The 24,043-nt window shown below is 64.3% G+C and carries 31 protein-coding genes; 5 read left to right on the top strand and 26 right to left on the bottom strand.

Translation table 11 applies throughout. The features are described from left to right. The first annotated feature begins 14 nt into the window (after window positions 1–14). From EBI04_RS07325 to EBI04_RS07335, 3 genes are all read left to right on the top strand, one after another. Window positions 15–1,457 (top strand): NAD(P)H-hydrate dehydratase, encoded by a 1,443-nt coding sequence (locus tag EBI04_RS07325; RefSeq protein ID WP_135256912.1) that lies wholly within the window; start codon window positions 15–17, stop codon window positions 1,455–1,457. Between the two features lie 78 nt (window positions 1,458–1,535). Next, window positions 1,536–2,414 carry a homoserine kinase gene (thrB, locus tag EBI04_RS07330; RefSeq protein WP_135256913.1) on the top strand — a complete coding sequence of 293 codons (879 nt, stop codon included), beginning with the start codon at window positions 1,536–1,538 and terminating at the stop codon, window positions 2,412–2,414. Beyond that, on the top strand, window positions 2,399–3,139 hold the full coding sequence (locus EBI04_RS07335) for a DUF4388 domain-containing protein (protein ID WP_135256914.1): 741 nt from the start codon (window positions 2,399–2,401) through the stop codon (window positions 3,137–3,139). The genes thrB and EBI04_RS07335 overlap by 16 nt, the downstream gene beginning before the upstream one ends. Window positions 3,140–3,204: 65 nt before the next feature. Here EBI04_RS07335 and EBI04_RS07340 read toward each other — a convergent pair whose 3' ends face one another. The 3 genes from EBI04_RS07340 to EBI04_RS07350 are packed head-to-tail and all read right to left on the bottom strand — an operon-like array spanning window position 3,205 to window position 4,027. Further along, the gene (locus EBI04_RS07340; RefSeq protein ID WP_008632889.1) at window positions 3,205–3,288 is read right to left on the bottom strand and encodes a 30S ribosomal protein THX; all 84 of its coding nucleotides are present in this window, start codon (window positions 3,286–3,288) and stop codon (window positions 3,205–3,207) included. 10 nt (window positions 3,289–3,298) lie between these two features. After that, window positions 3,299–3,592, bottom strand: a complete 294-nt coding sequence (rpsT, locus tag EBI04_RS07345) for a 30S ribosomal protein S20 (protein ID WP_135256915.1) — start codon at window positions 3,590–3,592, stop codon at window positions 3,299–3,301. 57 nt (window positions 3,593–3,649) lie between these two features. Beyond that, on the bottom strand, window positions 3,650–4,027 hold the full coding sequence (locus EBI04_RS07350; RefSeq protein ID WP_135256916.1) for a hypothetical protein: 378 nt from the start codon (window positions 4,025–4,027) through the stop codon (window positions 3,650–3,652). 22 nt (window positions 4,028–4,049) lie between these two features. Between EBI04_RS07350 and tyrS the strand changes: the two genes are divergently transcribed. Continuing rightward, window positions 4,050–5,354 (top strand): tyrosine--tRNA ligase, encoded by a 1,305-nt coding sequence (gene tyrS, locus EBI04_RS07355; protein WP_135256917.1) that lies wholly within the window; start codon window positions 4,050–4,052, stop codon window positions 5,352–5,354. Here tyrS and EBI04_RS07360 read toward each other — a convergent pair. The 23 genes from EBI04_RS07360 to EBI04_RS07470 form a co-directional block, all read right to left on the bottom strand. After that, window positions 5,351–5,905, bottom strand: a complete 555-nt coding sequence (locus EBI04_RS07360; protein ID WP_135256918.1) for a Rieske 2Fe-2S domain-containing protein — start codon at window positions 5,903–5,905, stop codon at window positions 5,351–5,353. The two genes, tyrS and EBI04_RS07360, sit on opposite strands and share 4 nt — an antisense overlap. Continuing rightward, entirely contained in the window at window positions 5,902–6,882 is a 981-nt protein-coding gene (locus tag EBI04_RS07365) for a c-type cytochrome (RefSeq protein ID WP_135256919.1), read from the bottom strand. The genes EBI04_RS07360 and EBI04_RS07365 overlap by 4 nt, the downstream gene beginning before the upstream one ends. Next, on the bottom strand, window positions 6,879–7,310 hold the full coding sequence (locus EBI04_RS07370; protein ID WP_135256920.1) for a cytochrome c-type biogenesis protein: 432 nt from the start codon (window positions 7,308–7,310) through the stop codon (window positions 6,879–6,881). Before EBI04_RS07370 ends, EBI04_RS07365 begins: the two co-directional genes overlap by 4 nt. Beyond that, window positions 7,307–7,843 (bottom strand): TlpA family protein disulfide reductase, encoded by a 537-nt coding sequence (locus EBI04_RS07375; protein WP_135257908.1) that lies wholly within the window; start codon window positions 7,841–7,843, stop codon window positions 7,307–7,309. The genes EBI04_RS07370 and EBI04_RS07375 overlap by 4 nt, the downstream gene beginning before the upstream one ends. A 20-nt stretch (window positions 7,844–7,863) precedes the next feature. After that, complete coding sequence (locus EBI04_RS07380; protein ID WP_135256921.1) at window positions 7,864–9,795, bottom strand: heme lyase CcmF/NrfE family subunit; 1,932 nt, start codon at window positions 9,793–9,795, stop codon at window positions 7,864–7,866. Then, a complete protein-coding gene (gene ccmE, locus EBI04_RS07385) occupies window positions 9,792–10,220 on the bottom strand; it encodes a cytochrome c maturation protein CcmE (RefSeq protein WP_135256922.1) in 429 nt (142 codons plus the stop codon). The genes EBI04_RS07380 and ccmE overlap by 4 nt, the downstream gene beginning before the upstream one ends. A 91-nt stretch (window positions 10,221–10,311) precedes the next feature. Continuing rightward, the gene (gene ccsA, locus EBI04_RS07390) at window positions 10,312–10,998 is read right to left on the bottom strand and encodes a cytochrome c biogenesis protein CcsA (RefSeq protein ID WP_135256923.1); all 687 of its coding nucleotides are present in this window, start codon (window positions 10,996–10,998) and stop codon (window positions 10,312–10,314) included. A gap of 71 nt (window positions 10,999–11,069) precedes the next feature. After that, on the bottom strand, window positions 11,070–11,792 hold the full coding sequence (locus EBI04_RS07395) for a heme exporter protein CcmB (protein WP_167481915.1): 723 nt from the start codon (window positions 11,790–11,792) through the stop codon (window positions 11,070–11,072). Beyond that, window positions 11,789–12,358 carry an ABC transporter ATP-binding protein gene (locus tag EBI04_RS07400; protein WP_135256924.1) on the bottom strand — a complete coding sequence of 190 codons (570 nt, stop codon included), beginning with the start codon at window positions 12,356–12,358 and terminating at the stop codon, window positions 11,789–11,791. The genes EBI04_RS07395 and EBI04_RS07400 overlap by 4 nt, the downstream gene beginning before the upstream one ends. Window positions 12,359–12,435: 77 nt before the next feature. Then, on the bottom strand, window positions 12,436–13,104 hold the full coding sequence (gene ccdA, locus EBI04_RS07405; protein ID WP_135256925.1) for a cytochrome c biogenesis protein CcdA: 669 nt from the start codon (window positions 13,102–13,104) through the stop codon (window positions 12,436–12,438). Window positions 13,105–13,113: 9 nt separating this feature from the next. Next, window positions 13,114–13,662, bottom strand: a complete 549-nt coding sequence (locus tag EBI04_RS07410; protein ID WP_135256926.1) for a c-type cytochrome — start codon at window positions 13,660–13,662, stop codon at window positions 13,114–13,116. Next, the gene (gene soxC, locus EBI04_RS07415; RefSeq protein ID WP_135256927.1) at window positions 13,655–14,938 is read right to left on the bottom strand and encodes a sulfite dehydrogenase; all 1,284 of its coding nucleotides are present in this window, start codon (window positions 14,936–14,938) and stop codon (window positions 13,655–13,657) included. Before soxC ends, EBI04_RS07410 begins: the two co-directional genes overlap by 8 nt. 65 nt (window positions 14,939–15,003) lie before the next feature. Next, window positions 15,004–16,293, bottom strand: a complete 1,290-nt coding sequence (locus EBI04_RS07420) for an FAD-dependent oxidoreductase (RefSeq protein WP_135256928.1) — start codon at window positions 16,291–16,293, stop codon at window positions 15,004–15,006. Between the two features lie 27 nt (window positions 16,294–16,320). After that, window positions 16,321–17,172 carry a DUF302 domain-containing protein gene (locus EBI04_RS07425; RefSeq protein ID WP_135256929.1) on the bottom strand — a complete coding sequence of 284 codons (852 nt, stop codon included), beginning with the start codon at window positions 17,170–17,172 and terminating at the stop codon, window positions 16,321–16,323. Then, a complete protein-coding gene (locus tag EBI04_RS07430; protein WP_135256930.1) occupies window positions 17,169–17,612 on the bottom strand; it encodes a rhodanese-like domain-containing protein in 444 nt (147 codons plus the stop codon). Before EBI04_RS07430 ends, EBI04_RS07425 begins: the two co-directional genes overlap by 4 nt. A gap of 2 nt (window positions 17,613–17,614) precedes the next feature. Next, entirely contained in the window at window positions 17,615–18,418 is an 804-nt protein-coding gene (soxA, locus tag EBI04_RS07435; protein WP_135256931.1) for a sulfur oxidation c-type cytochrome SoxA, read from the bottom strand. 3 nt (window positions 18,419–18,421) lie between these two features. Continuing rightward, complete coding sequence (gene soxX / locus EBI04_RS07440; protein WP_135256932.1) at window positions 18,422–18,985, bottom strand: sulfur oxidation c-type cytochrome SoxX; 564 nt, start codon at window positions 18,983–18,985, stop codon at window positions 18,422–18,424. Continuing rightward, on the bottom strand, window positions 18,982–20,703 hold the full coding sequence (gene soxB / locus EBI04_RS07445; protein ID WP_135256933.1) for a thiosulfohydrolase SoxB: 1,722 nt from the start codon (window positions 20,701–20,703) through the stop codon (window positions 18,982–18,984). The genes soxX (EBI04_RS07440) and soxB overlap by 4 nt, the downstream gene beginning before the upstream one ends. Then, window positions 20,700–21,278, bottom strand: coding sequence for a sulfur oxidation c-type cytochrome SoxX (gene soxX, locus EBI04_RS07450; protein ID WP_135256934.1), 579 nt, complete (start codon window positions 21,276–21,278; stop codon window positions 20,700–20,702). The genes soxB and soxX (EBI04_RS07450) overlap by 4 nt, the downstream gene beginning before the upstream one ends. Before the next feature lie 10 nt (window positions 21,279–21,288). Next, entirely contained in the window at window positions 21,289–22,071 is a 783-nt protein-coding gene (gene soxA / locus EBI04_RS07455) for a sulfur oxidation c-type cytochrome SoxA (RefSeq protein WP_167481916.1), read from the bottom strand. A 53-nt stretch (window positions 22,072–22,124) separates the two neighbouring features. Continuing rightward, a complete protein-coding gene (gene soxZ / locus EBI04_RS07460; RefSeq protein ID WP_135256935.1) occupies window positions 22,125–22,451 on the bottom strand; it encodes a thiosulfate oxidation carrier complex protein SoxZ in 327 nt (108 codons plus the stop codon). An 11-nt stretch (window positions 22,452–22,462) separates the two neighbouring features. Beyond that, window positions 22,463–22,915: a thiosulfate oxidation carrier protein SoxY gene (soxY, locus tag EBI04_RS07465; protein ID WP_135256936.1), complete on the bottom strand. Its 453-nt coding sequence runs from the start codon at window positions 22,913–22,915 to the stop codon at window positions 22,463–22,465. After that, window positions 22,908–23,342: a SoxW family protein gene (locus EBI04_RS07470; RefSeq protein WP_135256937.1), complete on the bottom strand. Its 435-nt coding sequence runs from the start codon at window positions 23,340–23,342 to the stop codon at window positions 22,908–22,910. Before EBI04_RS07470 ends, soxY begins: the two co-directional genes overlap by 8 nt. A 228-nt stretch (window positions 23,343–23,570) precedes the next feature. Here EBI04_RS07470 and cycA point away from each other — a divergent pair, with 228 nt between their 5' ends. Continuing rightward, a complete protein-coding gene (gene cycA, locus EBI04_RS07475) occupies window positions 23,571–24,017 on the top strand; it encodes a cytochrome C-552 (protein WP_135256938.1) in 447 nt (148 codons plus the stop codon). Window positions 24,018–24,043 lie beyond the last annotated feature (26 nt).

Raw genomic sequence — 24,043 nt, forward strand, 5'->3', positions numbered from 1 at the left:
GTATCCTGGAAGCCATGAGGCTCTTCACCCCCGAGGCCATGCGGGAAGCCGATCAGAAGGCGGTGGAGATGGGCTACCCCAGCCTCCTCCTCATGGAGTGGGCGGGGATGAAGGCGGCCCGGGTCTACCAGGAGCTTTTCGGTCACCGCCCCGCCGTGGTCCTGGCGGGCAAAGGGAATAACGGCGGGGACGGGCTGGTCCTGGCCCGGCACCTCCACCTGGCCGGGGTGCCGGTGCGGGTCTTTGCCGCCGAAGGGCAGGGTGGGGATGCCCTTTTTGCCCGAAGGGCCCTCGAGGCCCACGGCCTGGAGATCCGCCCCCTCGAGGAGGCCATCTGGAACCGGGAGGAAGTGCTGGTGGATGCCCTCTTCGGTACCGGGTTGAAAGGCCCCTTAGAGGGTTTCCATGCGGGTTTGGTGGATCGGATGAACACTTCCGGGCTTCCCACTTTGGCCCTGGACCTGCCCTCCGGGCTTCCCTTTACCCCCCATGTGCGGGCTTCTGCCACCATGGCCTTCGCCGCCTTCAAAACACCCCATCTCCTCCACCGGGAAGCCTGCGGGCGACTCTTCCTGGCGGACATCGGCCTGCCCAAAGTCCTCTTGGAACGGGAGGATCTTCCCGAGATCGCCACGCCGGAAGGGCTTCTCCCCCTCTTGCCCAAGCGGCCCCTCACCGCCCACAAGGGAAGCGTGGGCCGGGTGGGGGTTTTGGGAGGGTTTAGGGGGGAGGGCCTCCGCTACGCCGGGGCCCCGGTCTTGGCCGCCCTGGGGGCCTACCGCATGGGGGCGGGGTTGGTGCACCTGGTGGCTCCCGAAGGCACTCCCTTAGAGCCCCTCGAGGCGGTCTTCCACCCCGTCCAGGCTCCTGCCTTGCCGTCCATGCGGGTGGAGGCCCTGGCGGTGGGGATGGGCGGAGGGCCTTGGGGCCGGGAGTGGGCCCTGAAGGCCCTGGAAGCCCGGCTCCCCACGGTGCTGGACGCGGACGCCCTGCACCCCGAGGTCCTCGAGGCCTACCGCAAGGCGGGTGTACCCACCGTCCTCACCCCCCATTTGGGAGAAGCGGGAAGGCTTTTGGGGATGCCCCCGGAAGAGGTGGCCAGGGATCCCCTGCAGGCCGCCCGGGCCCTGGCGGAACGCACGGGGCTCACCGTTGTCCTCAAAGGGAACCCCACCGTGGTGGCCCAGGGAAGCCGCCTTTCCGTGAACCCCACCGGCAACCCCGCCCTGGCCACCGGGGGAACGGGGGATGTGCTCGCAGGAGCCATCGCTGCCCTTTTGGCGGCGGGCCTTTCCCCCTTTGACGCCGCCCGGCTTGGGGTCTACCTCCACGGCCTGGCGGGGGATCTCCTGGCGGAGGAAAAGGGGATTGGCCTCCTCGCCCGCGAGGTGGCCGAGGCCCTGCCCCGGGCACGCAAGGCCCTGGCCTCAGGCGAAGGCGCCCCGCCCCTCATCTAGGGGACTAGAAATAGGCCGCCATCATGGCCCCAAGGTAGCCCAGAAAGCTCTTGGTATTCTGGGGGCGGTGTAGAACTTATGGATCATCCAACCCGCCTCTACGTCCCCGCTACCCTGGCCAACCTGGGCTCGGGGTTTGACGCTTTGGGGGTGACCTTGGACCTCTACCTGGAGGTGGAGGCCGAGCCCGCAGGGGAGGACGCCTTCCACTACGAGGGGGAAGGCCGGGTGGAGGGCAAGGACAACCTGATCCACCAGGGTTACCGGGCAGGGATGAGGGCTTTAGGCCTGCATCCTGAACCCCTCCTCATCCGGGCCTTCAACCCCATCCCCCTGGCCAGGGGGATGGGAAGCTCCTCCGCCGCACTGGTAGCCGGGGTAGCTTTGGCGGACCAGCACTCCGGGGGAAGGCTGGGGCGGGAAGGGGTTTTCCAGGTGGCAGCCAGCTTGGAAGGCCACCCCGACAATGTGGCTCCGGCAGTTTACGGGGGGTTCGTGGCCGCCCTGGCCGATCCCCCCCTGGCCATCCCCCTTCCCAGGCCCCAAGGGGTCTACTTTGTCCTGGCCATACCCCCCTATGAAGTGCCCACTCCCCTGGCCCGGGCAGCCTTGCCCGAGAAGGTTCCCTTAAAGGATGCGGTGTTCAATTTGGCCCGTAGTGCCCTTTGGCCTGCTGCCCTCTACTCAGGAAAGCTCGAGGCCCTACGGGAAGCCTGCCGGGATCGCCTCCACCAGCCCCACCGCGCCCACTTGATGCCGGGGATGCCGGAGGCCATAGAAGCTGCCCTAGAAGCTGGGGCCCTGGCAGCCTTTGTGGGGGGAGCGGGTCCCACCGTGGCCGCCTTGTCCCGGGAGGATGAGCTGGAGGAGGTAGCGAAGGCCCTGGGGGGCTACCGGGGCGAGGGGCGTACCCTAATCTTGGGCATAGGGGAGGGATATTTCTGGAAGGAAACCTGAACGCCATCCCTCTTGTGGAGCTTTTAGAGCTGATCCACGGCCACCGGCGCTCTGGAGTCCTGGAGCTCTCCGTGGGCTCCCTGCCCCTTTCCCTGCGCTTCGCCGGGGGAGAGGTGGTGGGGGCGGCCATTCTGGACTGGGAAGGCCTCGAGGCCCTCTTCAGTTTCCCCCTGCATCCCCAGGAGGGGGTTTTCCGCTTCGGGGTAACCCCGCCCGCCGCGGACAAACCCCTCATGCCCTTCTCCACCCTCCTGGGAGAGTGGGCCCGGGTCAACGACGAGTGGGACCGGTTCCGCACCCTGGTGGACTCGCCCAGCCGGGTCCTCGAGGCCATCCGGCCCAAGCCTCCCTACGAGGTCTTCCAGGGGGGGAAAAGCGTGCGGGCGGCCGCCAAGACCTGGCAGGTTCCCCTCCTCATCGCCATGGAAAGGGCCTACATGGGGGTCAGAGAAGGGGACCTTTACCCCCTTCGCCGCTATGCCTGGTTCGCCCTAAGGATCAAGTACCAGGGAAGGAAGGGTAAGACCCTGGAGGAGTTCGGCCAGCTTCAGGCCCTCCTGGACGGCACCCGCAACCTGGGAGAGGTGATCGCCTCGGGAGTGCCCATCGGCCTGGTGCGCCGGTACCTGGTGCAGGCCCTGGCCTCAGGGGAACTCGCCCCCCTGGGCCGGGGATGGCTCCTGAGGGACCTCACCTGGGAGATGGGAAAAGAAGAGGGCAGCTAGCGGAAACCCCCTAGGCCCTCGGCCTCCAAGGATCCTGCCCCCTGGCTTCGCCTAAGGAGGGGGTCCTACTTCTTCTTGCGCGGACGGTACTTGCCGTAGGTGCCCCGCCAGATCTTGCCCCTACGGGTGCGACGGTCGCCCTTACCCATGCCCTCCCTCCTAGGCGCTCACCGCAGAGAGGTGCTTCTGCACCTTGCGCATAAGGCGCGACTTCCTCCGAGAAGCGGCGTTCTTGTGCAGGGTGGACCCCTTGGCCGCCTTATCGATGAGGCTCTGCGCCATGCGCATGATCTTCAAGGCTTCCTCGGCCTTGCCCTCTTGGGCCAGAAGCACGGCCTTCTTGCTCAAGGTCTTGATAGCCGACTTCTTGGCCTTGTTGCGAAGCCTGCGCTTCAAAGACTGCCGGTGCCGCTTCAGAGCGGAAAGGTTCCTCTTGGGCTTCTTCTGCGCCATCGTTCTCCCCTCGTGCCCCTTAGGGGCAGACCAGGCCTAAGTGTAGCATACCCCGCCTCAAGGAGCAAACTTGGTGGTGATCCAGTCGTAGCGCACCCGGCCCTTGGCCCCTTGAAGCTGGAAGCGGAGGAGGTATTCCCCCGGGCTTACGGGGAAGCGGAGCTCCTCCTGGAAGCTCCCGGCGAAGATCCGTTCCCCCAGGGAACGCCCCTCCCGGAACAAGGCCACGGAGAGCCGGCCCTCCTCGAGGTCCCCGGACACCTTGACCTTTACCGCATCGTAAAGGCCGCTCACCCGGATGGGGTACTGGGCCTCCCCGGTGTACTTCCAGTAGAAGACCGGCAGGAAGGGTGGGTAGCCCACGGCCAGGCCATACCGCTCCGCATACCAATAAAGGCCAAGGGCCAGGAGGGCCAAAAGGAGCAGGGTCCGCATTGCCTTAAGTATACTTGGGCTCATGGCAGGCGCCGACACCAAGCCTTCTCCGGAAGAAGCCTTAGCCCTCCTCAAGCGGGGGGCCGAGGAGATCATCCCCGAGGAGGAACTCCTCCTAAAGCTAAAGGAGGGCCGTCCGCTGGTGGTCAAGCTGGGAGCCGACCCCACCCGGCCCGACCTGCACCTGGGGCATGCGGTGGTTCTACGCAAGATGCGCCAGTTCCAGGAGCTTGGGCACAAGGTGGTGCTCATCATCGGGGACTTCACGGGCATGATCGGGGATCCCTCGGGCCGGAGCAAAACCCGCCCACCCCTGAGCCTGGAGGAGACCCGGGAAAACGCCAAAACCTACGTGGCGCAGGCGGGAAAGATCCTGAGGCAGCAACCCCACCTCTTTGAGCTCCGCTACAACTCCGAGTGGCTGGAAGGCCTCACCTTCAAGGAGGTGGTGCGCCTCACCTCCCTCATGACCGTGGCCCAGATGCTGGAGAGGGAGGACTTCAAGAAACGCTACGAGAAGGGCATCCCCATCTCCTTGCACGAGTTCCTCTACCCCTTCGCCCAGGCCTACGACTCCGTGGCCATCCGCGCGGACATCGAGATGGGGGGCACGGACCAGCGGTTCAACCTCCTGGTGGGCCGGGAGGTGCAACGAGCCTACGGCCAGCCCCCCCAGGTGGCCTTCCTCATGCCCCTTTTGGTGGGCCTGGACGGGCGGGAGAAGATGAGCAAAAGCCTGGACAACTACATTGGGGTGGCGGAGCCCCCTGAGGTGATGTTCAAGAAGCTCATGTGGGTGCCTGACGCCCTTCTGGAAAGCTACTTCCGCCTCCTCACCGACCTGGAGGAGGCCGAGATCCAAACCCTCCTAAAGGCGGGTCCCGTCCCCGCCCACCGGGTCCTGGCCCGCCTCCTCACCGCCGCCTACGCCCTCCCCACCATCCCTGCCCGCATGGACCGGGCCTTTTACGAAAGCCTTGGCTACAGCTTTGAAGCCCTGGGCAAGGACAAGGAGGCCGGGCCGGAAGCCGTACGCCAGGCGGAGGCCCGCTACGACCAGGTGGCCAAGGGAGCCGTTCCCGAGAACATCCCCGAGGTGGTCATCCCCGCTTCCGAGCTCAAGGAGGGGCGCATCTGGGTGGCGAGGCTTTTCACCCTGGCGGGCCTCACCCCTTCCAACGCCGAGGCCCGAAGGCTCATCCAGAACCGGGGTCTGAGGCTGGATGGAGAGCTTATAGAGGATGCGGGCCTCGAGGTGGACCTCTCCCGCCCCCGCATACTCCAGCGGGGGAAGGACCGCTTCGTGCGGGTACGGCTTGCGGACTAAGAACCCTCCATGGGCCTCAAGGGCACCTCGTGCCCCGTGGCGTAGAGGGTATCCCCTTCCGCCTCGAGGCGCAGGCGGGGCAGGGGGTAGCGAGGGGGCCCGTACACCGCCTTCCCCCCAAGGAGGGGGTCAAAAGCCCCAAAGTGGCAGGGGCAGCCCAAAAAGGGCCTCTCAAGGCGCACGTTGTAGAGGATAGAGGCCGCCTCGGGATCGGGCACATAGTTCACGGTGCACCCCTGGTGGGTGCAGATGCGGCTTAAGGCCAGGTAGTGTTCCTCCCCCAGGGAAAGCCCTCCCAAAACCGGCTCGGGCAGGCGGAGGAGGAAGGCCTTCAAGGGCCCTAGGGGCAAGGGGTACTCAAAGGGCTTCGCCTGCCACACTGCAAGTTCCCCCCGCCGGGCCACCGCCACCTTCGGCCCCTCCTTCCAGGTGGGCTCTCCCACCCCGGGCCTTGGGCGGAAGCGGAGGTTATAGGTGCGCACCCCAAGCCAGAGGAAAAACCCCCCAGCCACCGCCACCGGGATGTAGAAGACAAGGTCTCGCCGCCTCATAGGCCAGATAGGTAGTCCAGAAGGGCCTTCAGCTCCCCCTCGCTTAAGGGCACCGCCGGCATCTGGCCCCGGCCCTTGAGCACGATCTCCCTCACCGCCTCCGGGGCTTTCAGGATGGGGTTTCCCTTAAGCCTGGGCCCCACTCCCCCCTGGGCCTCGGTTCCGTGGCAGGCGGCGCAACGGGCCTGGTAGACCGTTTTCCCATCCGTTCCCCCCTGGGCCTGGGCGCGGGCCATGGCGATGAGGCCCTCCACCCTTTCCCTGGCCTCCCCGCCCACCTCCAGATACTTTTCCCAGGCGGCGATGGCCTCCTTCGCCTGGCCCTTCTGGAAGTAAATGTTCCCGAGGAAAAGCCAGCCCTCCGCGGCCTTGGGGTCAGCGTGCTGGGCGATTTCCAAGAACATCTGGGCCTCCTCCAGCCGCCCCCCCATGAAGAGGAGGATCCCCACCCGCCGCACGGCCTCAATGTTGGTGGGATCCTTCTTAAGCACCGCCAGGTAGGCCTCCGCCGCCTGGTCAAAGGCCTTGAGCTCATAGGCCCGCCTTCCCCAGGCCAGGAGGTCCGCCACCTCCCCGGTGCGCCTGGCCTTGTCCTGAAGCGCCTTAAGTTCCCGGGCTTCGGCCCGGGCGGTCACCGTGGTCTCCCCGGGAAGCCTGGGCAAGGTGAAGCGCCAAAGCCCCACTCCCAGCAGGACCACCACCCCCAAGGCCAGGGCCACGGGCCAGGGATTGAAGGGACGAGGCTCGGGGGGGCGCCAACCGTCCAAGGCCCGTTCCAGCTCCACCAACCGGGCCATGGCCAGCTTCTTCTCCTCCCCTTCCAGGCTCTTCACCTCCTCCTTCAGGACCTCGAGCTCCCTAAGAAGCTCCTCCCGCCGGGGAGGCTCGGGGAAGGGTTCCTGGGGCCCCCGAAGAGGCCTTAAAGCCAAGTAGAGACCAAGAAAAAACAGAACCAGAAAGATAAGGGTGGCCATCATGCGGGAGGCTCCTTAAGCCGGCGCTCCGCCTCCTCCAGGAGCTCAGGGGGCAGGGGTTTCTTGGGCCGAAAGTAGGCGAAAAGCCCCAAGCCCAAAAGGACCAGCCCCAAAACCGGCAACACCCAGACCCAAAGGGTCACTCCCCGCCTGGGAGGCTCGTAGAGGATCCACTCCCCGTACCGGTCCACGAAGAAGGCCTTGATCTCCTCCTCCGTCTTCCCTTCTTGGAGCATCTCGGCGATAATCCGCCGCATCTCCACCGCCACCCCGGAGTTGCTCTCCGCCGCCGACTCCCCCTGGCACACGGGGCAACGAAGCTCCCGGGCGATGGCGAAGACCTCGGGGGAGAGATCGGGGGGTGGGGAAGCTGGGTTTTCCTGGGCCCAAGCCCCTAGGGCCAGAAAGAACAAAAGCGCCCAAACCCTCATGGCAACACCTCCTTCAGGTATTGCTCCAAGGTGGCCTGGTCGATGGACCCGGCGTGGCGGACCACCACCCGGCCCTCCCGGTCGATAACGAAGGTCTCCGGAACCCCGTACATCCCGTAGTCCACCCCCACCCGGCCCCTGGGGTCAAAGACCTGGGGAAAGGTGAGGCCAAACTGCTCTATGAAGCGCAACGCATCCCCCTCCTTGTCCTGGGTGTTGATGCCCACAAAAAGTGCCCGGTCCCTATAGCGGCGCCAGGTGGCCTCGAGGACCGGAGCCTCCTCGTAGCAAGCAGGGTAGCACCAGCTGGCCCAAAAGTTGAGCACGATAGGCTTCCCACCGAGATGGTCGGAAAGCTTGAAGGTTTCCCCCCATTCCTTTTGGTAAGGGGGAAGCACCGGCAGGGTGAAGTCCGGGGCAGGACGGCGCTCCTGGGCCAGCACCGAGGGAAGCTCCTTGGGATTTCGTTGCATGCCCCAGTAGAAAAGGCCCCCCAGGGCCAAGACCAGGAGGAGCCATAGCCAGCTCCTCAAGCTGTTCCCTGCGGGAAACCTCACGCTGGGCTCACCCCCCTAACCTCCTCTTGTTTGGCCGCTGGCCAAAGGATGTACAGGGTTCCCAGGGCCAGAAGCCCCCCCGCTACCCACATCCAGAAGACCAGGGGGGTAACGATAAGGCGGATGGAAGCCCACTCCCCCTTCTCCCGGTCAAAGTCCATGAGGAGGAAATAGTAGTCGTTGCCTGGGGTGTAGATCACCTTAGGAGCCGGTAAGGGGGAGTTCATCTGCGGGTAGAAGTGAAGCCTGGGCCGCACCTCCCCGAAGCGGTCCGTGCGCAAGGAAGCCTCCACGGCAAACCGCCTTCCCTCGTCCAAGGCCCGCACCCCCAGGAACTCCATGCGCACTCCGCCCACCTCCCAGGCCTGCCCGCGGTAAAGGGTTTTTTCACTCTCCAGGCGGTAGGTCTGGCTGAAGGCGATGCCAAGAGCCAGGAGGGCCACGGCGAAGTGGACCAACAGGCTTCCCACCCGCCTGCGGTTTTCCAAAAACCCCCAGGGGGAAAGTCCCACCCTAAGGCGGGCCAGCACCCCCTCCCGCACCAGGAGAAGGATGGCGGCGGTGTTGTAGAGGAAAAGCCCCACCGCCAAGGAAGCCCCGAAGGTGTAACCCCGAAGAAGGCCAAGCAGGGTACCCAAGAGAAGGACAGCGAGGAGCACGTAGAGGTTTCGGAAAACCTCCGCTCTAAGCCTCCGCCAGGGCAAAATGGGCCCTATCCCCATGAGGAGGAGGATACCCGCCCCCAGGGGAGCGGAAACCTGGTTGAAGAAAGGGGCCCCCACGCTCACCTTAGCCCCGGTGAAGGCCTCCACCACAAGGGGGTAAAAGGTGCCGAGCACCACCACCAAGGCCCATCCGGCAAAGAAAAAGGCCCCGAGGAGAAGAGCCCCTTCCCGGGAAAGGAGTCGGAAAACCGCGGTGTCCCGTACCTCCCGGCTGACCCGGGAAAGAAGACCGAGCCCCAAGCCAGTCACCAGGAGGAAGAAGCCCAAAAAAGCAGGCCCCACCGGCCCCTCGGCAAAGGCATGGACCGACTGGATCACCCCGCTCCGGGTGAGGAAGGTGCCGAGCACCGTGGCGGCGAAGGCCAGGGTGACGAAGGCGAAGTTCCAGGCTTTAAAGGCCCCCCGGGTCTCCTGGACGATGGCGGTGTGCAAAAAGGCGGTGGACAACAGCCAGGGGATGAAGCTGGCGTTTTCCACCGGGTCCCAGGCCCAGTACCCACCCCAGCCCAGGACCTCGTAGCTCCACCACATCCCCGCCACCTTCCCGGCGGTGAGGAAACCCCAGGCGATCAGGGTCCACCACCGGGTCTCCCCCACCCAGGTCTGGTAACGGCGCACCACCATGGCCGCCACCGCATAGGCGAAGGGCACACTCAAGCCCACAAAGCCCAAGTACATGAGGACCGGGTGGACGGCCATCATCCAATGGTTCTGCAAGAGGGGATTAGGCCCATTGCCATCCGCTGGCGGGTTGGGCAGGGTTTGGAAGGGGCTGGCGATGGTGGCCATCACCCCGAAGAAGAAGACCTGGACGCCGAAAAGCACCGCCAACACTAAGGAGGCCCGCCAGGAATCCAGGGGTTTGCGGCTGGCCAAAAGGGTGTAGAGGGTTTGCAGCAGGCCCCAAAGGAGGATGCTCCCCTCGAGGGCCGCCCAGGGGGTCACCAGGGTAACCCAGAGGGGATCCTGGGTGGAGTGGTTGCGGGCCACATAGGCCAGGCTGAAGTCGTGGGTGAGAAGGGCCCATTCCAGGGCGAAAAAGGCCGTCAAGGCCGCCAGGAAGGTGGGAAGGACCAAAGCCCTAGCCCCCTTTAGGAAGCGCCCATCCCCCTGCTGGTAGGCGAGAAGGGAAAGGGCCAAGCCCAAAAGGCTAAAGGCTAAGGCCAGGCTGACGCCCAGGTTGCCCAGCAGAGCAGGGGTCATTTGGCCTCCTCAATGAGCTTGCGCACTTCCTCTGGGGTCCAGCCCGCCTTGGGCGCCTGGTAGGTCTCGGAGTGCTTCACCAGGAGGTTGGTGCCCTGGAAGACCCCGTCCCGGAAGCGGCCCTCCACCACCACCCCCTGTCCCTCTTTGAACATGCCCGGGGGTGTGCCCTTGTGCACCACGGGCACCTCCGCCACCCCATCGGTGAGGACGAAGCGAAGCTCCAGCTGATCCTTGTCGTAGTGCACGGTGCCCTGCTTGACCAAGCCCCCCAGGCGCACGGGACGGTTCTGGTAGCGCCCCTGGTCCTGCAGGTACTCGGAGGGGGTAAGGAAGTAGACCAGGTTCTGCCCCAGACCGCCGAAGATGAGGTAGGCCAAAGCCCCCAGGATGACCCCAAGCCCGATCAGGTACTTGGCCCTCATTTCGCCCTCCGGTAGCGCCAGAAGAGGTAGGCCAGGTAGCCAAAGACCGTGAGGTAGGTGAGGGCATAGACCCAGGTAACGAAGACCTCGCTCACGCCTCCTCCTTCCTGGCCTCCAAAGCGGCCAGCAGGGAGCGAAAGCGCACGAAGCCCAGGTAAAGGAGGGTAAAGACGAAGAGGTTAAAAAGGAGGGCCTGGAGCATGGCGGGGTCCATGTGGATCTTCCCCGTGGTGAGGTCGATGGACTGGGTTTGGTGCAGGCTCCGCCACCACTTCACCGACATATAGCTGATGGGCACGTTGATGAAGCCCAGGATGCCCACCGCCGCCGCCGCCTTCTGCCTGAGCTCGGGGTCCTCTATGGCCCCTCTAAGGAGGAAATACCCCACGTAAACGGCGAAGAGGATGGCGGTGGTGGTGAGCCTGGGCTCCCAGGTCCAGTAGACCCCCCAGGTGGGCCGGGCCCACAGCATCCCCGTCACCAGGGCCAGCCCCATGAAGACCAGACCGATCTCCGCGCTGGCGCTGGCCACCCGGTCGTACCGGGGATCCTGGCGAAAGAGGTAAAGGAGGGAGTAGAGGAAGGTGACGAAGAAAGCCAGATAGCCAAGCCAGGCCCCCGGCACATGCAGGTACATGATGCGGGCCAGATACCCCTGGTTCACGTCGGGGGGAGCGGAAAGGGCCAGGTAGAGCCCCACGGGGAGGAGCAGAAGCCCCAGCCCCAAGAAAACCCAGGTGAGGGCGTCCGGGCGGTCGGGTTGCGCAACCTTCAGCATGCTTGTACCTCCACGACCCCTAGCATAGCCAAGGAAAGGGTTAAAAATCTGTGGCCTCCATACCGCCAAACCTAACCTTCCATCACCACCGGGAAAAGGAGAGCGCTGGCGGAGAGGTAGACCACATCAAAGACCAAAAGAAGCTGCCACCAATCGGAGATCTCCGCCAGGGGAAGGCCCTCCGCCAGGCCCGTGGTGGCCCGTACCGAGGCCAGGACCACGGGGACCACCAAGGAGAAAAGGAGGAGGGGCAAAAGCGCCTCTCGTCCCCGAAGTCGGGCCAGGAGGCCGGCGTAAAAGGTGGCGACGCTGGCGTAGCCCAAAACCCCTAGGACCAGGGTCAGGAAGAGAGGGAAAAGGCGCTCCAAGGGCAGGTAGAAGAGGCCCGCCGCCATCAAAAGGGCAAGGGCGGCCAGGGGCAGGAGAAGGAGCATCTGGAAAAGAAGCTTGCCGAAGTAGATCCACTCCTTGCCCCCGGGAGCCAGAAGGAGGTCGTCCAAGGTGCCCTCTTCCACCTCGAGGGCAAAGGCCCGGGTGGAAAGGAGAGTGCTCCCGAAGGCCAAGGCCACCCAGAGCACCCCGGGGGCAGCCCGGCGCAAGGGCTCCTCCTCTGGCCCCAAGGCCAAGGCCATGATGAAGAGCATCACCGCAAAAAAAGCCAGGATGGAAAGAAGCCCCGCGCGGTCACGCACCTCGAGGCGAAGATCCCTTAGAGCCAACAACACCACCCGGCGCACCATCCCTACCCTACCTTGGCCGGCAGCCTCGGGCCACCCTTCCACGGGAAGCTTCATGCCACCCCCAGCTCCAGGGTGCGGTCCGCCACCCGCTCGGCCAAGGTGCGGTCATGGGTGGCCATCACCACCCCCGCCTTCTTCCGGGCCTCGGCCAAGGTAGCAAGAAGAAGCTCCCTCCCCCCTTTGTCCAAGGCGGTCTCGGGCTCGTCCAATAGCCAGATGTCAGGGAAGAGAAGGGTAAGCCGGGCCAAGGCAAGCCTCTTCTTCATGCCGCTGGAGAAGGCGTAAAGGGGAAGGTCCCCGGGCAGCCCAAAGCGATCCAAGGCTTCCTCAGGTTCCTTGCCCTGGTGGTGGAAGGCCAGGTCGTAAAGGAGGTGCTCCCGGGCGGTAAGGTGGCGGTGGAAGGCTGGGGGGTTGGGCAGGAAAAGAGCCTTGCCCATCCGTTCCACCTGCCCTCGGGTGGGCTTGAGAAGCCCGGCCATGAGGCGCAAGAGGGTGGTCTTCCCCGAGCCGTTGGGCCCCAAGAGGGCCACCACTTCCCCCCGCTCCAGGGTAAAGGAAAGGTCCCGGACCACCCAGTCCCGGCCGAAGCGCTTGGAGATCCCCTGCAAGCGAAGCAACATGCCTATACCAGTTTAGGGGTATCCTCGAGGGCCATTCGTCCCTCTTAGAGGAAAAGACCCCTGAGGTTCCCTCACCCCTACAGGTTCTTCTGCAGCCACTCCGGCGTAATCCGGAGGAAAAAGGAGTTCAGGGCGGTGTAGGTCCCTGTGACCAGCAAAACCCCCACCACAAGGAGCACCACCCCCGCCAGCAACTCCACGTAGTGGGAAAGCCGCCCGGCTCGCCTCAGCCACCCCTTAAGCCGGTCGGCGAAAAGGGCCACCAACAAAAAGGGCACCGCCAGGCCCAGGATATAGGCCACAAGAAGCCCCACCCCACCCCCCACCGCTGTCAGGGTGAGGATGGCTCCCAGGATGGGCCCGATGCAAGGGGTCCAGCCCAAGCCCAGGCTGGCTCCCAGGAGCAGGGCCCCCAAGGGGCGCCCCGTCTCCCCCTCGTAACGGAGGTTTACCCCCCACCTAGGCCTCAGGCCTAGCATGTAGAGGCCGAAGAGGATCAGGATAACCCCCCCTACCCGGGCCAGGGTCTGGCGGTGCTCAAACAGGAGCCCGCCCACCAGGGTAAAAGGCAAACCCAGGAGGAAAAAGACCACCCCAAAGCCCAGCACGAAGAAAAGGGCGTTGAAAAGGGGGCGCCCCCGCTCTCCCCCCAGGTAGAAGAGGTAGGTGGGCACCAGGGGAAGGACGCAAGGGGAGAGAAAGGAAAGCACCCCCGCTAAAAAAGCTGCCGTCAAGGAAACGCTCATGCCTTCATCCTAGGGCAAGGTGAGCCAAGGGAAGCGGCGCTTGGTCTCAGGGTCCAACTGCAAAAGCTCCCGTGCGGGCATCTTCACCTGGGGCAGGGTCTTCTGGTTGATGGGCTCGTGGGCATCGATGATGCCGTTCATGTAGAGGAGAAAGGCCACCAGGTGGTAAACCTCCTCATTGGTGAGGGTGCCTTCAGCCCCAAAGGGCATGGCCCGGCGGATGTAGTCGTAAAGGGTGGTGGCGTACTGCCAGTAGTTGCCGATGGCGAACTCCGCAGGCTCCGTATCCGGGGTAATGGGGAAGGGCTCGGCCACCAGCCGGTTGAAGGGGTACCCCTCCCCCCGGGTCCCGTGGCAGGAAGCGCACTTCTCCGCGTAGATCCGCTCCCCCTCCTCCACCCTCCCCTCTCCCGGGGGAAGCCCCCGGCCGTCCGGGAGGACCACCGGCCTTAGGTCGTACTGGGCCGCCAGCTCCTCGGAGATAGGGGTGCCCAGGTTGTACCGGGCTCCCACCGCCAGGCCTAAAAGGGCCAAAAGAACCAGGATGCGCTTAACCATCGAACACCTCCCCGTCGCAACCCCCCACGGGTCCAAACGCCTGCTGGCCCAAGGGCCTATCCCCGTTCACCACCCGTCCGTCGGGCAGGATGCGCCAGGCCTGGATGGCGTTGTAGTGGTAGCGGTTGTTCCTGCCCCATTTCTTGAAGAACTCCTCCCGGGTGGGCTGGGTGTTCCCCTTCTCGTCCCAGGCCCGGCTCCAGAGGACCACCTCCTTCCCGTCCCAGTACCAGGGCATCTTGAAGCGCACGAAGGCGTAGCGCTCCACCGGGGGTTCCAAGGTGGCCTGGCGCCAGGTCTTGCCCTCATCGAAGGAGATCTCCACCTTGGTGATCCGCCCGTACCCGCTCCAGGCCAGGCCGCGGATCTCGTGGAAGCCGGGCTGGATCTGCTGGAGCCCGGAGGGGTAGGTGATGATGGACTCGGGGTCCATGACCCAGGTGAAGGCCCATACCTTGCCATCGGCCATCACGTCGGTGTACTCGCTGGTCTCGTCCTTGGCCATGGCGGGGAGGTCCGTGACCAGGATGCGCCTTAGCCACTTCACCTGGATAGAGCCCTCCCACCCCGGCACCACCAGCCGCACCGGGTAGCCCTGCTCGGGGCGCAGGGCCTCCCCGTTTTGGGCATAGGCCACCAGCACGTCCTCCATGGCCTTCTTCAGGGGCAGGGAGCGGGTGTAGGCGGCGGCATCCATGCCCTCAGGGATGAGCCACTTGGCCCCGGGCTTCACCCCCGCCTCCTTGAGGAGCAAGGCCAAAGGAACCCCTGTCCAGCTGGCGTTGGAGGCCAGGCCCCGGCTCCGGGTGGCGGTGAGGTTGGGGTCCGGGGGGTTGCGGTAACCGTTTTGCCCGTTTCCGGCACATTCGATGAAGTAGGTGCGGGTCACGGAGGGGAAACGTTTCAGGTCCTCCAAGGTAAAGACCAGAGGCCTTTCCACCATCCCGTGGATGACCAGGCGGTACTTGGCCGGATCCACCTGGGGCACCCCTCCGTGATGCCGCTCAAAGTGGAGGCCGTTGGGGGTGATGACCCCCTCCAGTTTCTCCAAAGGGGCAAAGTCCGCCCCCGAGTGGCGGGTGCGCAGGTTGGGGGAAATGTAGCGTACCACCCCTTCCTCAAAGGGGCTCCTCTGGCCGTACTCGGAAAGGGGGGCCCCCAGGGTCTTCATGGGGGCAAAGGTTTCCTCATCCCAGGGAGTCGTCTGAGCCTTGGCCTTAAGAAGGCCCAGCACGCCTCCTGCACCCAAAAGCCGGAAGAACCTCCTTCGGTCCATATACCCTCCTATGGTATTTCCAGGTTACACAAAACCCCGCCCCCAATGGGGGCGGGGGAAAACCCTTAGGCCGGGCCGAACATGTCGTTCCAAATGCCCGTGGCCCAGCCGATGGCAGCGGTGCCGTTGGCCTGGGAGCGCTGGTTGTCCACGCTGCTTTGGGCCTTGATCTGTCGCTCCGCTGCATCCCAGGAGTAGTTGGCCGCCACCCAGATGGCCTCCTCCCTGTCCACGAAGGAATAGCAAATGTTGTTGGGCAACTCCGGGGGGATGTCCTGCAGGGGCTTGCCCCGCAACCGTTCCACAATCTGCCGGGCCACAATGGTGCCGGAAACGTAGGCCACCATGCCGCTTTTGGGGTAAGGGGTGTTGCCGGTGATATCCCCTACCAGGTAGACGCGGTCGTCCTTCTCCGAGAGGAAGTAAGGAATGCGCACGTTGGCCCAGCGCTCCCCCAGGCCTGCGGTGCGCACCAGCTCCCCTGCCTTCATGGGGGGGATAAGGTCGGCCACGGTAAAAGGCACGTCCCCAAGCTCCGTCCTCACCACCTTCTTCCCGTAATCCAGACCGGTAATCCGGGTGTTGGGCACGTACTCCAGGTAGTCCTTGTAAAGGTCGTTATAGGCCGCTAGGAAACCTGGGGCCTTGGAGATGGGCTGGGGGTTGGCATCTAGAACGATGACCTTACCCTTAACTCCCTTCTCCTTAAGCCGCCAGGCCAGCATAGCCGCCCGCTCATAGGGCCCCGGGGGGCAGCGGTAGGGGGGGTTGGGGATGTACATGACCAGCTCCCCGCCCGTCTCGTCAAACTGGTCCAGCATCCGCCTTAAGGCGATGTGTTCAAAGGGCTTGAAGCCCACGGGCATGAGGTGCTTCACCTCGGCGTAGCCCGGGATGGCCTCGTACATGTAGTCAATGCCCGGGGCCAGGACCAGGTAGTCGTAACCGATGTACCCACCAGCGGTTCGCACCAGGCGGCGGTCCCGGTTGATGTCCAAAACCCTCTCCTGGACAAAGATCACCCCGTCCTTGACCACGTTGGTGTAGTCAAAGACCAGCCACTCCAGGGGCTTGACCCCGGCCAGGAAAAGGTTGGACATGGGGCAGGACATGAAGATGGGCTTCTGCTCGAGGAGCACCACCTCCACACCCACCCCGGACTGGACCAGCTTCCGGGCCACGGTGGTGCCACCCCAACCACCCCCGATCACCACCACGCGCGGCTTGCGGGTGCGAGGAAGCAGGGTGGCAGGGCGGCTATAAAACTCCTGGGCAAAAGCCGAGCTGGAAAGGGCCCCTGCCGCGGCCAAGGCGGCACCCGTCTTCAAAACCTGACGCCGATTCACCTTGCCCATACTCCCTCCCTCTTCTTGACCAGGCTCTTATCGGCCAGGGCGGTAAGGAGTCCCGCCCGTGGCTTCCAGGATCTGGCTCATGACCTGGCGGGCCTCCTGAAGCATGGACACCGCCGGCGTGCCCATCACCCCGGGCATGATGGTCATGAGCATGGGCTCGATGGCCCCCACCAGGACGTCGTTACCCATCTGCATGGCGAAGAAGCGGCAAGGAGCAGCGAAACCTCCCGCAGGCTGGGTGAGGAACATGACCCGGGCCCATTCGCTCTTGCAGGGCATGATCACGGTGACCGGGCCCACCTTCACGTTGGGCAAAAGGTTGAGCCCGTTGGAGGTGAGCTCCGTTTCCACCATGAGCACCACATCCTCCACCTTGGCGGCGGGCACCCGGTACAAGAGGGCGGGCATCATGCCGCTAGAAGGATCGGGCATCATGGCGGGGGGCAGGCGCTTCACGATGCCAAGCCTTCCCAAAGCCGCCTCGAGGCGCCAGGTTAGCCGCTCCACCTCACCCCCGTACACCTGGAGCATGGAAAAGAGCAGGCGCCCATCAAAAGTGCCCACCGTGAAGCTGTTCCCCTGGCCGGTGATGAAGACCGTGGGCGGCAAGACGATGGCGGCCATGGGGTTCTTGGAAACCGCCTCGATGCTTCCCTTGTCCGGCTTCAGCACCACCAGACGGTACTCGGGGAAACCCGGGCCCGTCACCTGACGCACCTGCTCTCCCAGGTTCAGCACCCGGTCCGCCTCGAGGCCCACGGACTGCAGGGCGGAAAGGGTCTTAGCCTCCACTTCTTCCAAGGAGCCCTTAACCTCCACCACCAAAGACTGCGCCAAACCCAACCCCAAAAGGGCCACCAAAGCCAAAACCTTCTTCATTGGGAACCTCCTTCCACTTCCAAGCCCGCGTCCAACCAGCCCTTAAAACCATGGGCGATGTTCTTGGCGTTCTTGTAGCCAAGCGCTTGCAAATATGCGGCCACCACCGCCGAGACGCTTCCCGAGTTGCAGTAGACCAGGATCAGGGCCTCCCTATCCTTGGGAAGCTCTGCCAGGCGGTCCGGCACCTGGCCGGCATAGATGTGCACCGAACCCGGGATATACCCCTTCTTCCGCTCCTCCTCCGTACGCACGTCCAGGATGAAGGGGTCAAAAAGCAGAAGGTCCTTGGCCTCGGTGGGATAAACCAGGTAGCTGGCGGGAGGCACCCGCTTGAGAAACTCCCCAAAGGCCTTGACCCAGTCCCCTGCCTCCCCTCCCCCCTGGGCCCGGGCCCAGGGGAGGAGGGGAAGCACGGCAAGGAGGTCGCGGCGGCGCATGGCTAGCGGGTAAAGAAGGGCAACTCCTCAAAGGAGTGCCCGGCCTTAGTGGCCTCGGCCAGCATGTACACCGTCAAGGCAATGTGGACATCCGAGTAGAACCCCGGCTTGGGGATCGCGATGGACTCGTAGCAGAAGTTGATGCGGTCCTCCATGGTGTAGAGCCGGTCCTCCTCAAAGCGGTAGGCGGGCCACTCGTTGCCCAGGCCCTGCTTGGGGCTCCTGACCGGGGAAAGCCGCACCCTTTGGCCCGCATACTGGTCGTGGCAGACGGCGCAGCTCATGTCCCTAGCCCCCGCACGGGTGTACCAAAGCTCCCGCCCCAGGTTGTACATGGCCAGCTCCGCCGGGTGCTTGGGCACCACCTGGATCTTGGCCTTGGAGGAGAAGGAGGCGATGTAGGTGGTGATGGCCCTAACCTCGTCCCGCTTGATCTCCGCCGGCTTGTACCCCTGCACGGTCTGCATGCAGGTGTACACCCGGGTTTCCAAGTCTTCCACCCGTCTGCTATCGGGGAAATACTTGGGAAGGATGGCGTAGACCCCTTCCAAAACCCCCTTCCCCTTGCCGAAGTCGCACTCCTCGAGGGTCTTGCCGCTTGGCCCCTTGCGGAAGAAGAGCTCCTTCCCCTCCTCCACAAAAAGATCCCCTGGGAGCACGCCGAAGGTCTCCAGGTACATCTGCCGCTGGCGCATGGCCTCCTCGAAGGGATCCAGGGGCTTTTGCTGCTGGGTGTAGGCCCCCACACCCACCAGGGTCCCCAAGGCCAGCACGCCCAGGAAAACAAAGCGATTCCTTCTCTTCACGGCTCACCTCCGGTTGATGGGGGATTCGGGGTCCAGAAGGAAGGCCACCAGATCGGCGGTCTCCTCCGGGGTGAAGAGGCCGTGCACCCCGCCCCGGTACATGAGGGAGCAGGGTACGAAGGCCCATGCGTTGTAGATCTTCTCGTAGGTGTACCGCACCACCGCCTCCGAGGTGCCCCGCTGCCCATAGTTGGTCAGGCTCGGCCCCATGGTGCCGTGGGCCACCTCGCTGGCCACCCCGGCGTGGCAGGCATAGCAGTTGCCCCGCTTGGGGTCAGTGAAGACCTTCTCCCCGTTTCGCCAATCCCCCATGAGCTTTCCATTCGCTGGGTACTTGATGAGGGCCTTTTGCTCAGCTAGGAAAGAAGGTATTAGGTCTGGAGGCAGCTTGTCCCGATACTGGGAACAAAGCGCCTGCCCTTTGTCCTGGGAAAGCATTACCTGAGCGAACTCGTGGCCACCCGCATGCAAAGCTGCCTCGAGGCGGGCCCTAAAGGGGCTCATCTGGGTGAGGCCAAGCCCCAGGATGAGACCCGAAACCAACCAAACTGCCGCTTTTTTGGTCATGAACTCACCTCCGGTACACGGTAGTTGCGTCCCAGCACCCGCACGTTGGGCTTAGGCAAAACCCTTACGCGCCCAGCGGCTTTGAGGTAGTCCTCGAGGACCTGGTCAATGGGCCTGGGCTCAAAGCCCGCCTTGGCCTCCCCCACCCGCTGGAGCCTCCCCCCATAGGAGGCCGCCAGGTAGCGGCGATTGGGATCCAGGGGCTTGCCCCCCACCTCCACCTCCCGGATGCGCTTGCCGACCGGGGCATCGGGGTCCAGCACATAGCGGAGGCCAAAGACCCGGCTCACGTCCCCGCCTTGCTGGTAGAAGGGATCGGGGGTAAAGACGTTGCTGGCGATGTCCTCCAGGGTGTTCCGAATCTGCTCCCCCCGTAGCCAGAAGAGGTAAAGGTCGGGGTAGGTAAAGCCCAGGTAGGCGTAGAGATGGTCCCGGGTGATGGCCTGGCCGGGAAGAATGGTGGTACCCCAGCGCACCGCCGGGCTGAAAACCAGGTCCACCTCGGGATAAAGGGCCTTCACCGCCTGTCCCACCAGCTCATCCCAGGTGGAGTAAAGGGTGTCCCGCTTGTACAGCAAGGACTCGGAAACCGCCAGGGGCTCGAAAAGGTGCTGGCGGTGAGGAGCCAGGGCCTTCTCCAGGAAGGTTTCCACATCGGGAGCCCCCGGCAGATGGCCGGCCAGAACCGGCAGGATCCTGAGCCGGAGGTTGGCGATGCCCCCCCGGAAAAGTTCGAGGTCCACCCGCATGAGGGCCTTGCCGGCCGCGCTTCCCGCCACGATCCAGGTCTTCCCCACCCGCCAAGGGGAGGGGGTGAGGTCGTGGGTGTGCCCAGAAAGGATGAGGTCAATGCCCTTCACCCGCTCCGCTAAGGCCGCGTCCAGCTGGAGGCCGTTATGGGAGAGAAGGACCACGGCATCCGCCCCCTCGGCCCGGGCTTGATCCACGGCCTCCTGCAAGCGGCGCACATCCAGGGCAAAGGAAAGGCCTTCGGTGAACTCCTCGGGGTGGGAAACCTTCACGTAGGGGTAGGTGGCCCCCACGACGGCCAGGGCATAGCGGCCCAGCTGGTGGATCCGGTAGGCGGGGTAGAGGGGGTCGCCGAAAAGTTCGTCCACCACGTTGTAGGAGAGGTGCTCCCCCTTAAACTTCTTGAAGAGGGCCTCCGCCCTCTCCCGCCCCAAGGTCCACTCCCAGTGGGAAACCATATGGTCTACCCCGACGAGGTTCTGCCAGTCCACCAGGGCCTCCCCCTGGGTGAGGAGGGAAAGCCCGGAGTTGGTCCAGGTATCCCCGCCGTCCAACACCAGGACCCTTCCCCCCTCGGCCTCCACCTGGGCCTTTTGCCCGCGGATAAGGGCGGTAAGGGCGCTCAGGCCCCCAATGGGACCGAAGGCCTTGGCCAGTTCCACGAAGTCCAGGTAGCTGAGCAGGTAGGCCAAGGGGGTCTTCCGCTCCACCCCGTAATAGCGCAGGATGGCCTCCCCCGTGAGGTAGCCGGGCCTCCCCATAAGGGGCTTAGGGGGGATGAGGTTGGGCGGCTCCATGAAGTAGTGGGGGAAGGCTTGGCCGTGGAGGTCGGAGAAGTAAAGAAGGGTGGCGTTACCGTAAGGGGGAAGGTCATAGAGGCGGGAAGGATTCTCCAGGACCTGGGCCAAAGCCTTGGGCCCGAGCCCCGCCAGGGCGGAAAACCAGAAAAGAAGTTCCCTTCGGTTCATCTAGACCCCACCGCCGGCTTGGTGTTGAACTCGCTTTCCGGATCCAACAAGTAGGCCACCACGTCGGCGATCTCCTCGGGGGTCAAAAGCCCTTGGGCGCCGAAGCGGTACATCACCGTGCAGGGGAAGTAAGCCCAGGAGTTGTAGATGACCTCGTAGGTGTAGCGCTGGATGGCTTCCGACTGCCCCCGCTTTAGGCCGTATTTCTCCAGGCTCGGCCCCACGTCCCCACCCAGGTGCACGGGGGAACCAAAGTGGCAAGAGAAGCAGTTGGCCTTCTGCAGGTCGTTGAAGATGGCCCCGCCCTTCTTCCAATCCCCCATGAGCTTGCCGCTCTGCGGGTACTTGATGAGGGAGCGTTGCTCCTCAAGAAACTTGGGCAGAAGATCGGCGGGCAGGCGGTTCCGGTGGATGGAGCAAAGGGCCTGGTCCGGCCGCTGGTTGAGGAAGACCTCAGCATAGGTCTTGCCACCCATCTTGATGGCCTCCAGCTCGGAAGGGCTGAAGTACGACTGGGCCAAGGCTACCACCAAGGGTGCGGCCAAAAGGATAGGGATAAGCTTCTTCGCCTTCATCACCGCCTCCTCACCGCACGAAAGCCGGCCACTCCTCCACCACAGCCCCGTTATTCTGGTAGGCCATGAAAAGCTCCAGGGCCAGGATGGGCAAGGAGTAAAGGGCAGGCTGGGGATGGCCAATGTTGCCGTAGCAAGCCCGGATGCGGTCTTGCATGGTCCAGATCTGGTCGTTGGAGTAACGGTAGGCGGGCCAGTGGGTCCAGGACTTATCCTTGCCCAAGACATCCGCGTAGGGGAGGACCCCGGCCCTGCGGCCCACATAGGTGATGTGGCAGGTAGCGCACCCCAGGTCCCGGGCCCCCGAACGGGCGTAGAAGAGCTTCTCCCCCAGGGCGTAAAGCGCCCGCTCCTCAGGGAAGAGGAGGCGCACCTGGATGGGCTTCCCCGTGGAGAAGCTGGCGATGTAGAAAGCGATGGCCACCACCTCCTGCCGCTTGACCTGGTCCGGCCGATAGCCCTGGACCCGGGTCATGCAGGTGAGGATGCGGCCATCCAGGTCCTCCACTTTGCCCGTATCCAGGAAATAGCGAGGTAGCCTGGCCGCCGCCCCTTCCAGGACTCCCTTCCCCAGGCCAAAGTCGCACTCAGCCATGGTCTTGCCGCTGGGCCCCTTGCGGTTAAAGAGCTCCTTGCCCTGCTCCACGATGAGCTCGGTGGGCAGGATCCCCGCGGTTTCCAAAAGGAGTTGCTTTTGCCGCTTGGCTTCTTCCCTGGGGTCCACCTCCCCCTGGGCCAAGGCCAAGCCAAGCAGGAAAAGCACGCCCACCATCCACCAGGACCGTAAGAGCATACCTTTACCTCCGCGCCATGCCCGGCGCCCGGGGTTACCCCCGGGCGCCACCTCTAGGCCAGCTCCAGCTTTACCGTGCCCTCGCCGGTATCTCCGTCGGTGTCCTTAAGCTTGACGGTAAAGGTCCCCGCCTTTTCCGCCTTGAACATGAAGCCGTAAAGGGGGTTGGCGCTGGTGGAGGGGCCGGGCTTGGCCTCGGCCACCTTCTCCCCCTCAAAGTAGATCTCCACCTGGTTGATGTACTTGGCGGGGATGATCTTGCCCTCGGCATCCCGGCGGGTACCGGGCTCGTTGGGATGCTGGGCCACTACCTGGAGCTTGAAGTTCTCGCCCGCCTTGGGCTTGGCCGGCGTCAAACGAACAATGGTGCGAATGGGCATCTTCTACCTCCTTAACCGCAACCGCCCACGGTCACGCGGGTGCTGGCCGAAGCCAAAAGGAACTTGCCGTCCGCCGTTTCCACCACCGCCCGGATAGCGCTGGTCTCCGCCAGGCGCACCCGGGTGGCATAGTAGGGAAGCGCCTTCATGGGCATAATCACCACCAGGTGCGGGGTGGGGTTCTTGTCGGCGAAAAGGTGGATGGCCTTCACCTGGCTCGAGGGCAGGTCTACCTCCACCTCAGCGGGAACGTTGGCCCCGCTTTCCGCAATGGCCGGCATGGTGAGCTTGATGAGGTTGGAGGGGGTGAGGTCCTTAAACCCCTTGCCCAAAGCTGCCTGCAAGGCCTTCTCCAGGTTGGCCAGATCCTCGCCCTCTAAACCCTGCGCCCTTACGGGAAGCCCCGCCAAGGCAACGGCCCCGAGGGCTACGCCAGTGGTCCTTAGAAACGCTCGCCTATTCACACGCACCTCCTTTGGCACAGATCTGGCGCAGCTCCGAAAGGAACTGCGCCCGGGGCCGGCTGCCAAAAAACCGGCCCACCTCTTCCCACGCCCCCTTGCGGAAGACGAGGAAGACAAACGTGGGGGTACCCGGCACCCGATACCGCCGGGAAAGTTCCTGACCCTCCGGGGTTTCGGTATCCACGGAGGCCACCACGAACCGGTCCTCCAGGAAGCGGCTTACCTGGGGATCGGAGAGGACGAAGGTGTTCATCTGGTCGCAATAGGGACAGTGAGGAGAGTGAAAGTACACCATCACCACCCGCCCGTGGCTCTGGGCCAGGTCCAGGGCCGTTACATAGGGATACCACCGGCCAAAATCCGGAGCCGCCCAGGCCGCGGCCAGGGCGAGTAGGACTAGGGACCAAAGTACCCGGTATGCGTACATCTTATACACCGCCTGGGTACACCCAAGGACATTTGTACCCTAGCACCCCCCCGGAACCATGTCAAGCCCCTTTGACACGGAACCCTCTTTTCATAAAAACACGCTTATGTAGCCTCCTCTCGTATACCCCCAGGGACTATAGCCTTAAGAACGGCTAAAGATTCGGCTTCGCCAAAGGCCTTGACAAGGAACCAGGGACAAAATACCCTGATACCCCGGAGGGTAAAGATGAAGCGGACCCTAACGGCTCTCCTCCTTATCGGCAGCCTGGCCTTCGCCCAGGCGGACGGCGCCAAGCTCTACGCCCAGTGCGCAGGATGCCACCAGGCCAACGGGCAGGGGCTCCCCGGGGCCTTCCCGCCCTTGGCCGGCCACGTTGCTGAGGTCCTGGCCAAACAGGGTGGGCGAGAGTACCTGATCAAGGTCCTCCTCTGGGGCCTCCAGGGCTCGATTGAGGTGAAGGGCATGAAGTACAACGGGGCCATGCCTGCCTTTGGCCAGCTCAAGGACGAGGAGATCGCCGCCCTTCTCAACCACATCGCCACCGCCTGGGGCGACGACAAGAAGGTCCAGGGTTTCAAGCCCTTCACCGCCGCCGAGGTCAAGGCTCTGCGGGACAAGAAGCTCACTCCCCAGCAGGTGCTGGCCGAGCGGCAGAAGCTGGGGCTGAAGTAAGGCGGGCCAGCAGGGAACCCGGGGTA

The organism is Thermus caldilimi (genome assembly GCF_004684245.1).
GTDB lineage: Bacteria > Deinococcota > Deinococci > Deinococcales > Thermaceae > Thermus > Thermus caldilimi.

Excerpts from the sequence above, each read along its gene's own strand:
- EBI04_RS07430 (WP_135256930.1), bottom strand. The coding sequence starts at position 17,612 with ATGCGCCGCCGCGACCTCCTTGCCGTGCTTCCCCTCCTCCCCTGGGCC.
- EBI04_RS07470 (WP_135256937.1), bottom strand. The coding sequence starts at position 23,342 with ATGTACGCATACCGGGTACTTTGGTCCCTAGTCCTACTCGCCCTGGCC.
- EBI04_RS07425 (WP_135256929.1), bottom strand. The coding sequence starts at position 17,172 with ATGAAGAAGGTTTTGGCTTTGGTGGCCCTTTTGGGGTTGGGTTTGGCG.
- tyrS (WP_135256917.1), top strand. The coding sequence starts at position 4,050 with ATGGCAGGCGCCGACACCAAGCCTTCTCCGGAAGAAGCCTTAGCCCTC.
- rpsT (WP_135256915.1), bottom strand. The coding sequence starts at position 3,592 with ATGGCGCAGAAGAAGCCCAAGAGGAACCTTTCCGCTCTGAAGCGGCAC.
- EBI04_RS07370 (WP_135256920.1), bottom strand. The coding sequence starts at position 7,310 with ATGAGGGTTTGGGCGCTTTTGTTCTTTCTGGCCCTAGGGGCTTGGGCC.
- soxA (WP_167481916.1), bottom strand. The coding sequence starts at position 22,071 with ATGCTCTTACGGTCCTGGTGGATGGTGGGCGTGCTTTTCCTGCTTGGC.
- EBI04_RS07410 (WP_135256926.1), bottom strand. The coding sequence starts at position 13,662 with ATGGTTAAGCGCATCCTGGTTCTTTTGGCCCTTTTAGGCCTGGCGGTG.
- soxZ (WP_135256935.1), bottom strand. The coding sequence starts at position 22,451 with ATGCCCATTCGCACCATTGTTCGTTTGACGCCGGCCAAGCCCAAGGCG.
- EBI04_RS07340 (WP_008632889.1), bottom strand. The coding sequence starts at position 3,288 with ATGGGTAAGGGCGACCGTCGCACCCGTAGGGGCAAGATCTGGCGGGGC.
- cycA (WP_135256938.1), top strand. The coding sequence starts at position 23,571 with ATGAAGCGGACCCTAACGGCTCTCCTCCTTATCGGCAGCCTGGCCTTC.
- EBI04_RS07380 (WP_135256921.1), bottom strand. The coding sequence starts at position 9,795 with ATGACCCCTGCTCTGCTGGGCAACCTGGGCGTCAGCCTGGCCTTAGCC.
- ccsA (WP_135256923.1), bottom strand. The coding sequence starts at position 10,998 with ATGCTGAAGGTTGCGCAACCCGACCGCCCGGACGCCCTCACCTGGGTT.
- soxC (WP_135256927.1), bottom strand. The coding sequence starts at position 14,938 with ATGGACCGAAGGAGGTTCTTCCGGCTTTTGGGTGCAGGAGGCGTGCTG.
- EBI04_RS07365 (WP_135256919.1), bottom strand. The coding sequence starts at position 6,882 with ATGATGGCCACCCTTATCTTTCTGGTTCTGTTTTTTCTTGGTCTCTAC.
- ccmE (WP_135256922.1), bottom strand. The coding sequence starts at position 10,220 with ATGAGGGCCAAGTACCTGATCGGGCTTGGGGTCATCCTGGGGGCTTTG.
- EBI04_RS07350 (WP_135256916.1), bottom strand. The coding sequence starts at position 4,027 with ATGCGGACCCTGCTCCTTTTGGCCCTCCTGGCCCTTGGCCTTTATTGG.
- EBI04_RS07420 (WP_135256928.1), bottom strand. The coding sequence starts at position 16,293 with ATGGGCAAGGTGAATCGGCGTCAGGTTTTGAAGACGGGTGCCGCCTTG.
- thrB (WP_135256913.1), top strand. The coding sequence starts at position 1,536 with ATGGATCATCCAACCCGCCTCTACGTCCCCGCTACCCTGGCCAACCTG.
- EBI04_RS07360 (WP_135256918.1), bottom strand. The coding sequence starts at position 5,905 with ATGAGGCGGCGAGACCTTGTCTTCTACATCCCGGTGGCGGTGGCTGGG.
- ccdA (WP_135256925.1), bottom strand. The coding sequence starts at position 13,104 with ATGAGCGTTTCCTTGACGGCAGCTTTTTTAGCGGGGGTGCTTTCCTTT.
- soxX (WP_135256932.1), bottom strand. The coding sequence starts at position 18,985 with ATGACCAAAAAAGCGGCAGTTTGGTTGGTTTCGGGTCTCATCCTGGGG.
- soxB (WP_135256933.1), bottom strand. The coding sequence starts at position 20,703 with ATGAACCGAAGGGAACTTCTTTTCTGGTTTTCCGCCCTGGCGGGGCTC.
- EBI04_RS07325 (WP_135256912.1), top strand. The coding sequence starts at position 15 with ATGAGGCTCTTCACCCCCGAGGCCATGCGGGAAGCCGATCAGAAGGCG.
- EBI04_RS07400 (WP_135256924.1), bottom strand. The coding sequence starts at position 12,358 with ATGTTGCTTCGCTTGCAGGGGATCTCCAAGCGCTTCGGCCGGGACTGG.
- soxX (WP_135256934.1), bottom strand. The coding sequence starts at position 21,278 with ATGAAGGCGAAGAAGCTTATCCCTATCCTTTTGGCCGCACCCTTGGTG.
- EBI04_RS07395 (WP_167481915.1), bottom strand. The coding sequence starts at position 11,792 with ATGAAGCTTCCCGTGGAAGGGTGGCCCGAGGCTGCCGGCCAAGGTAGG.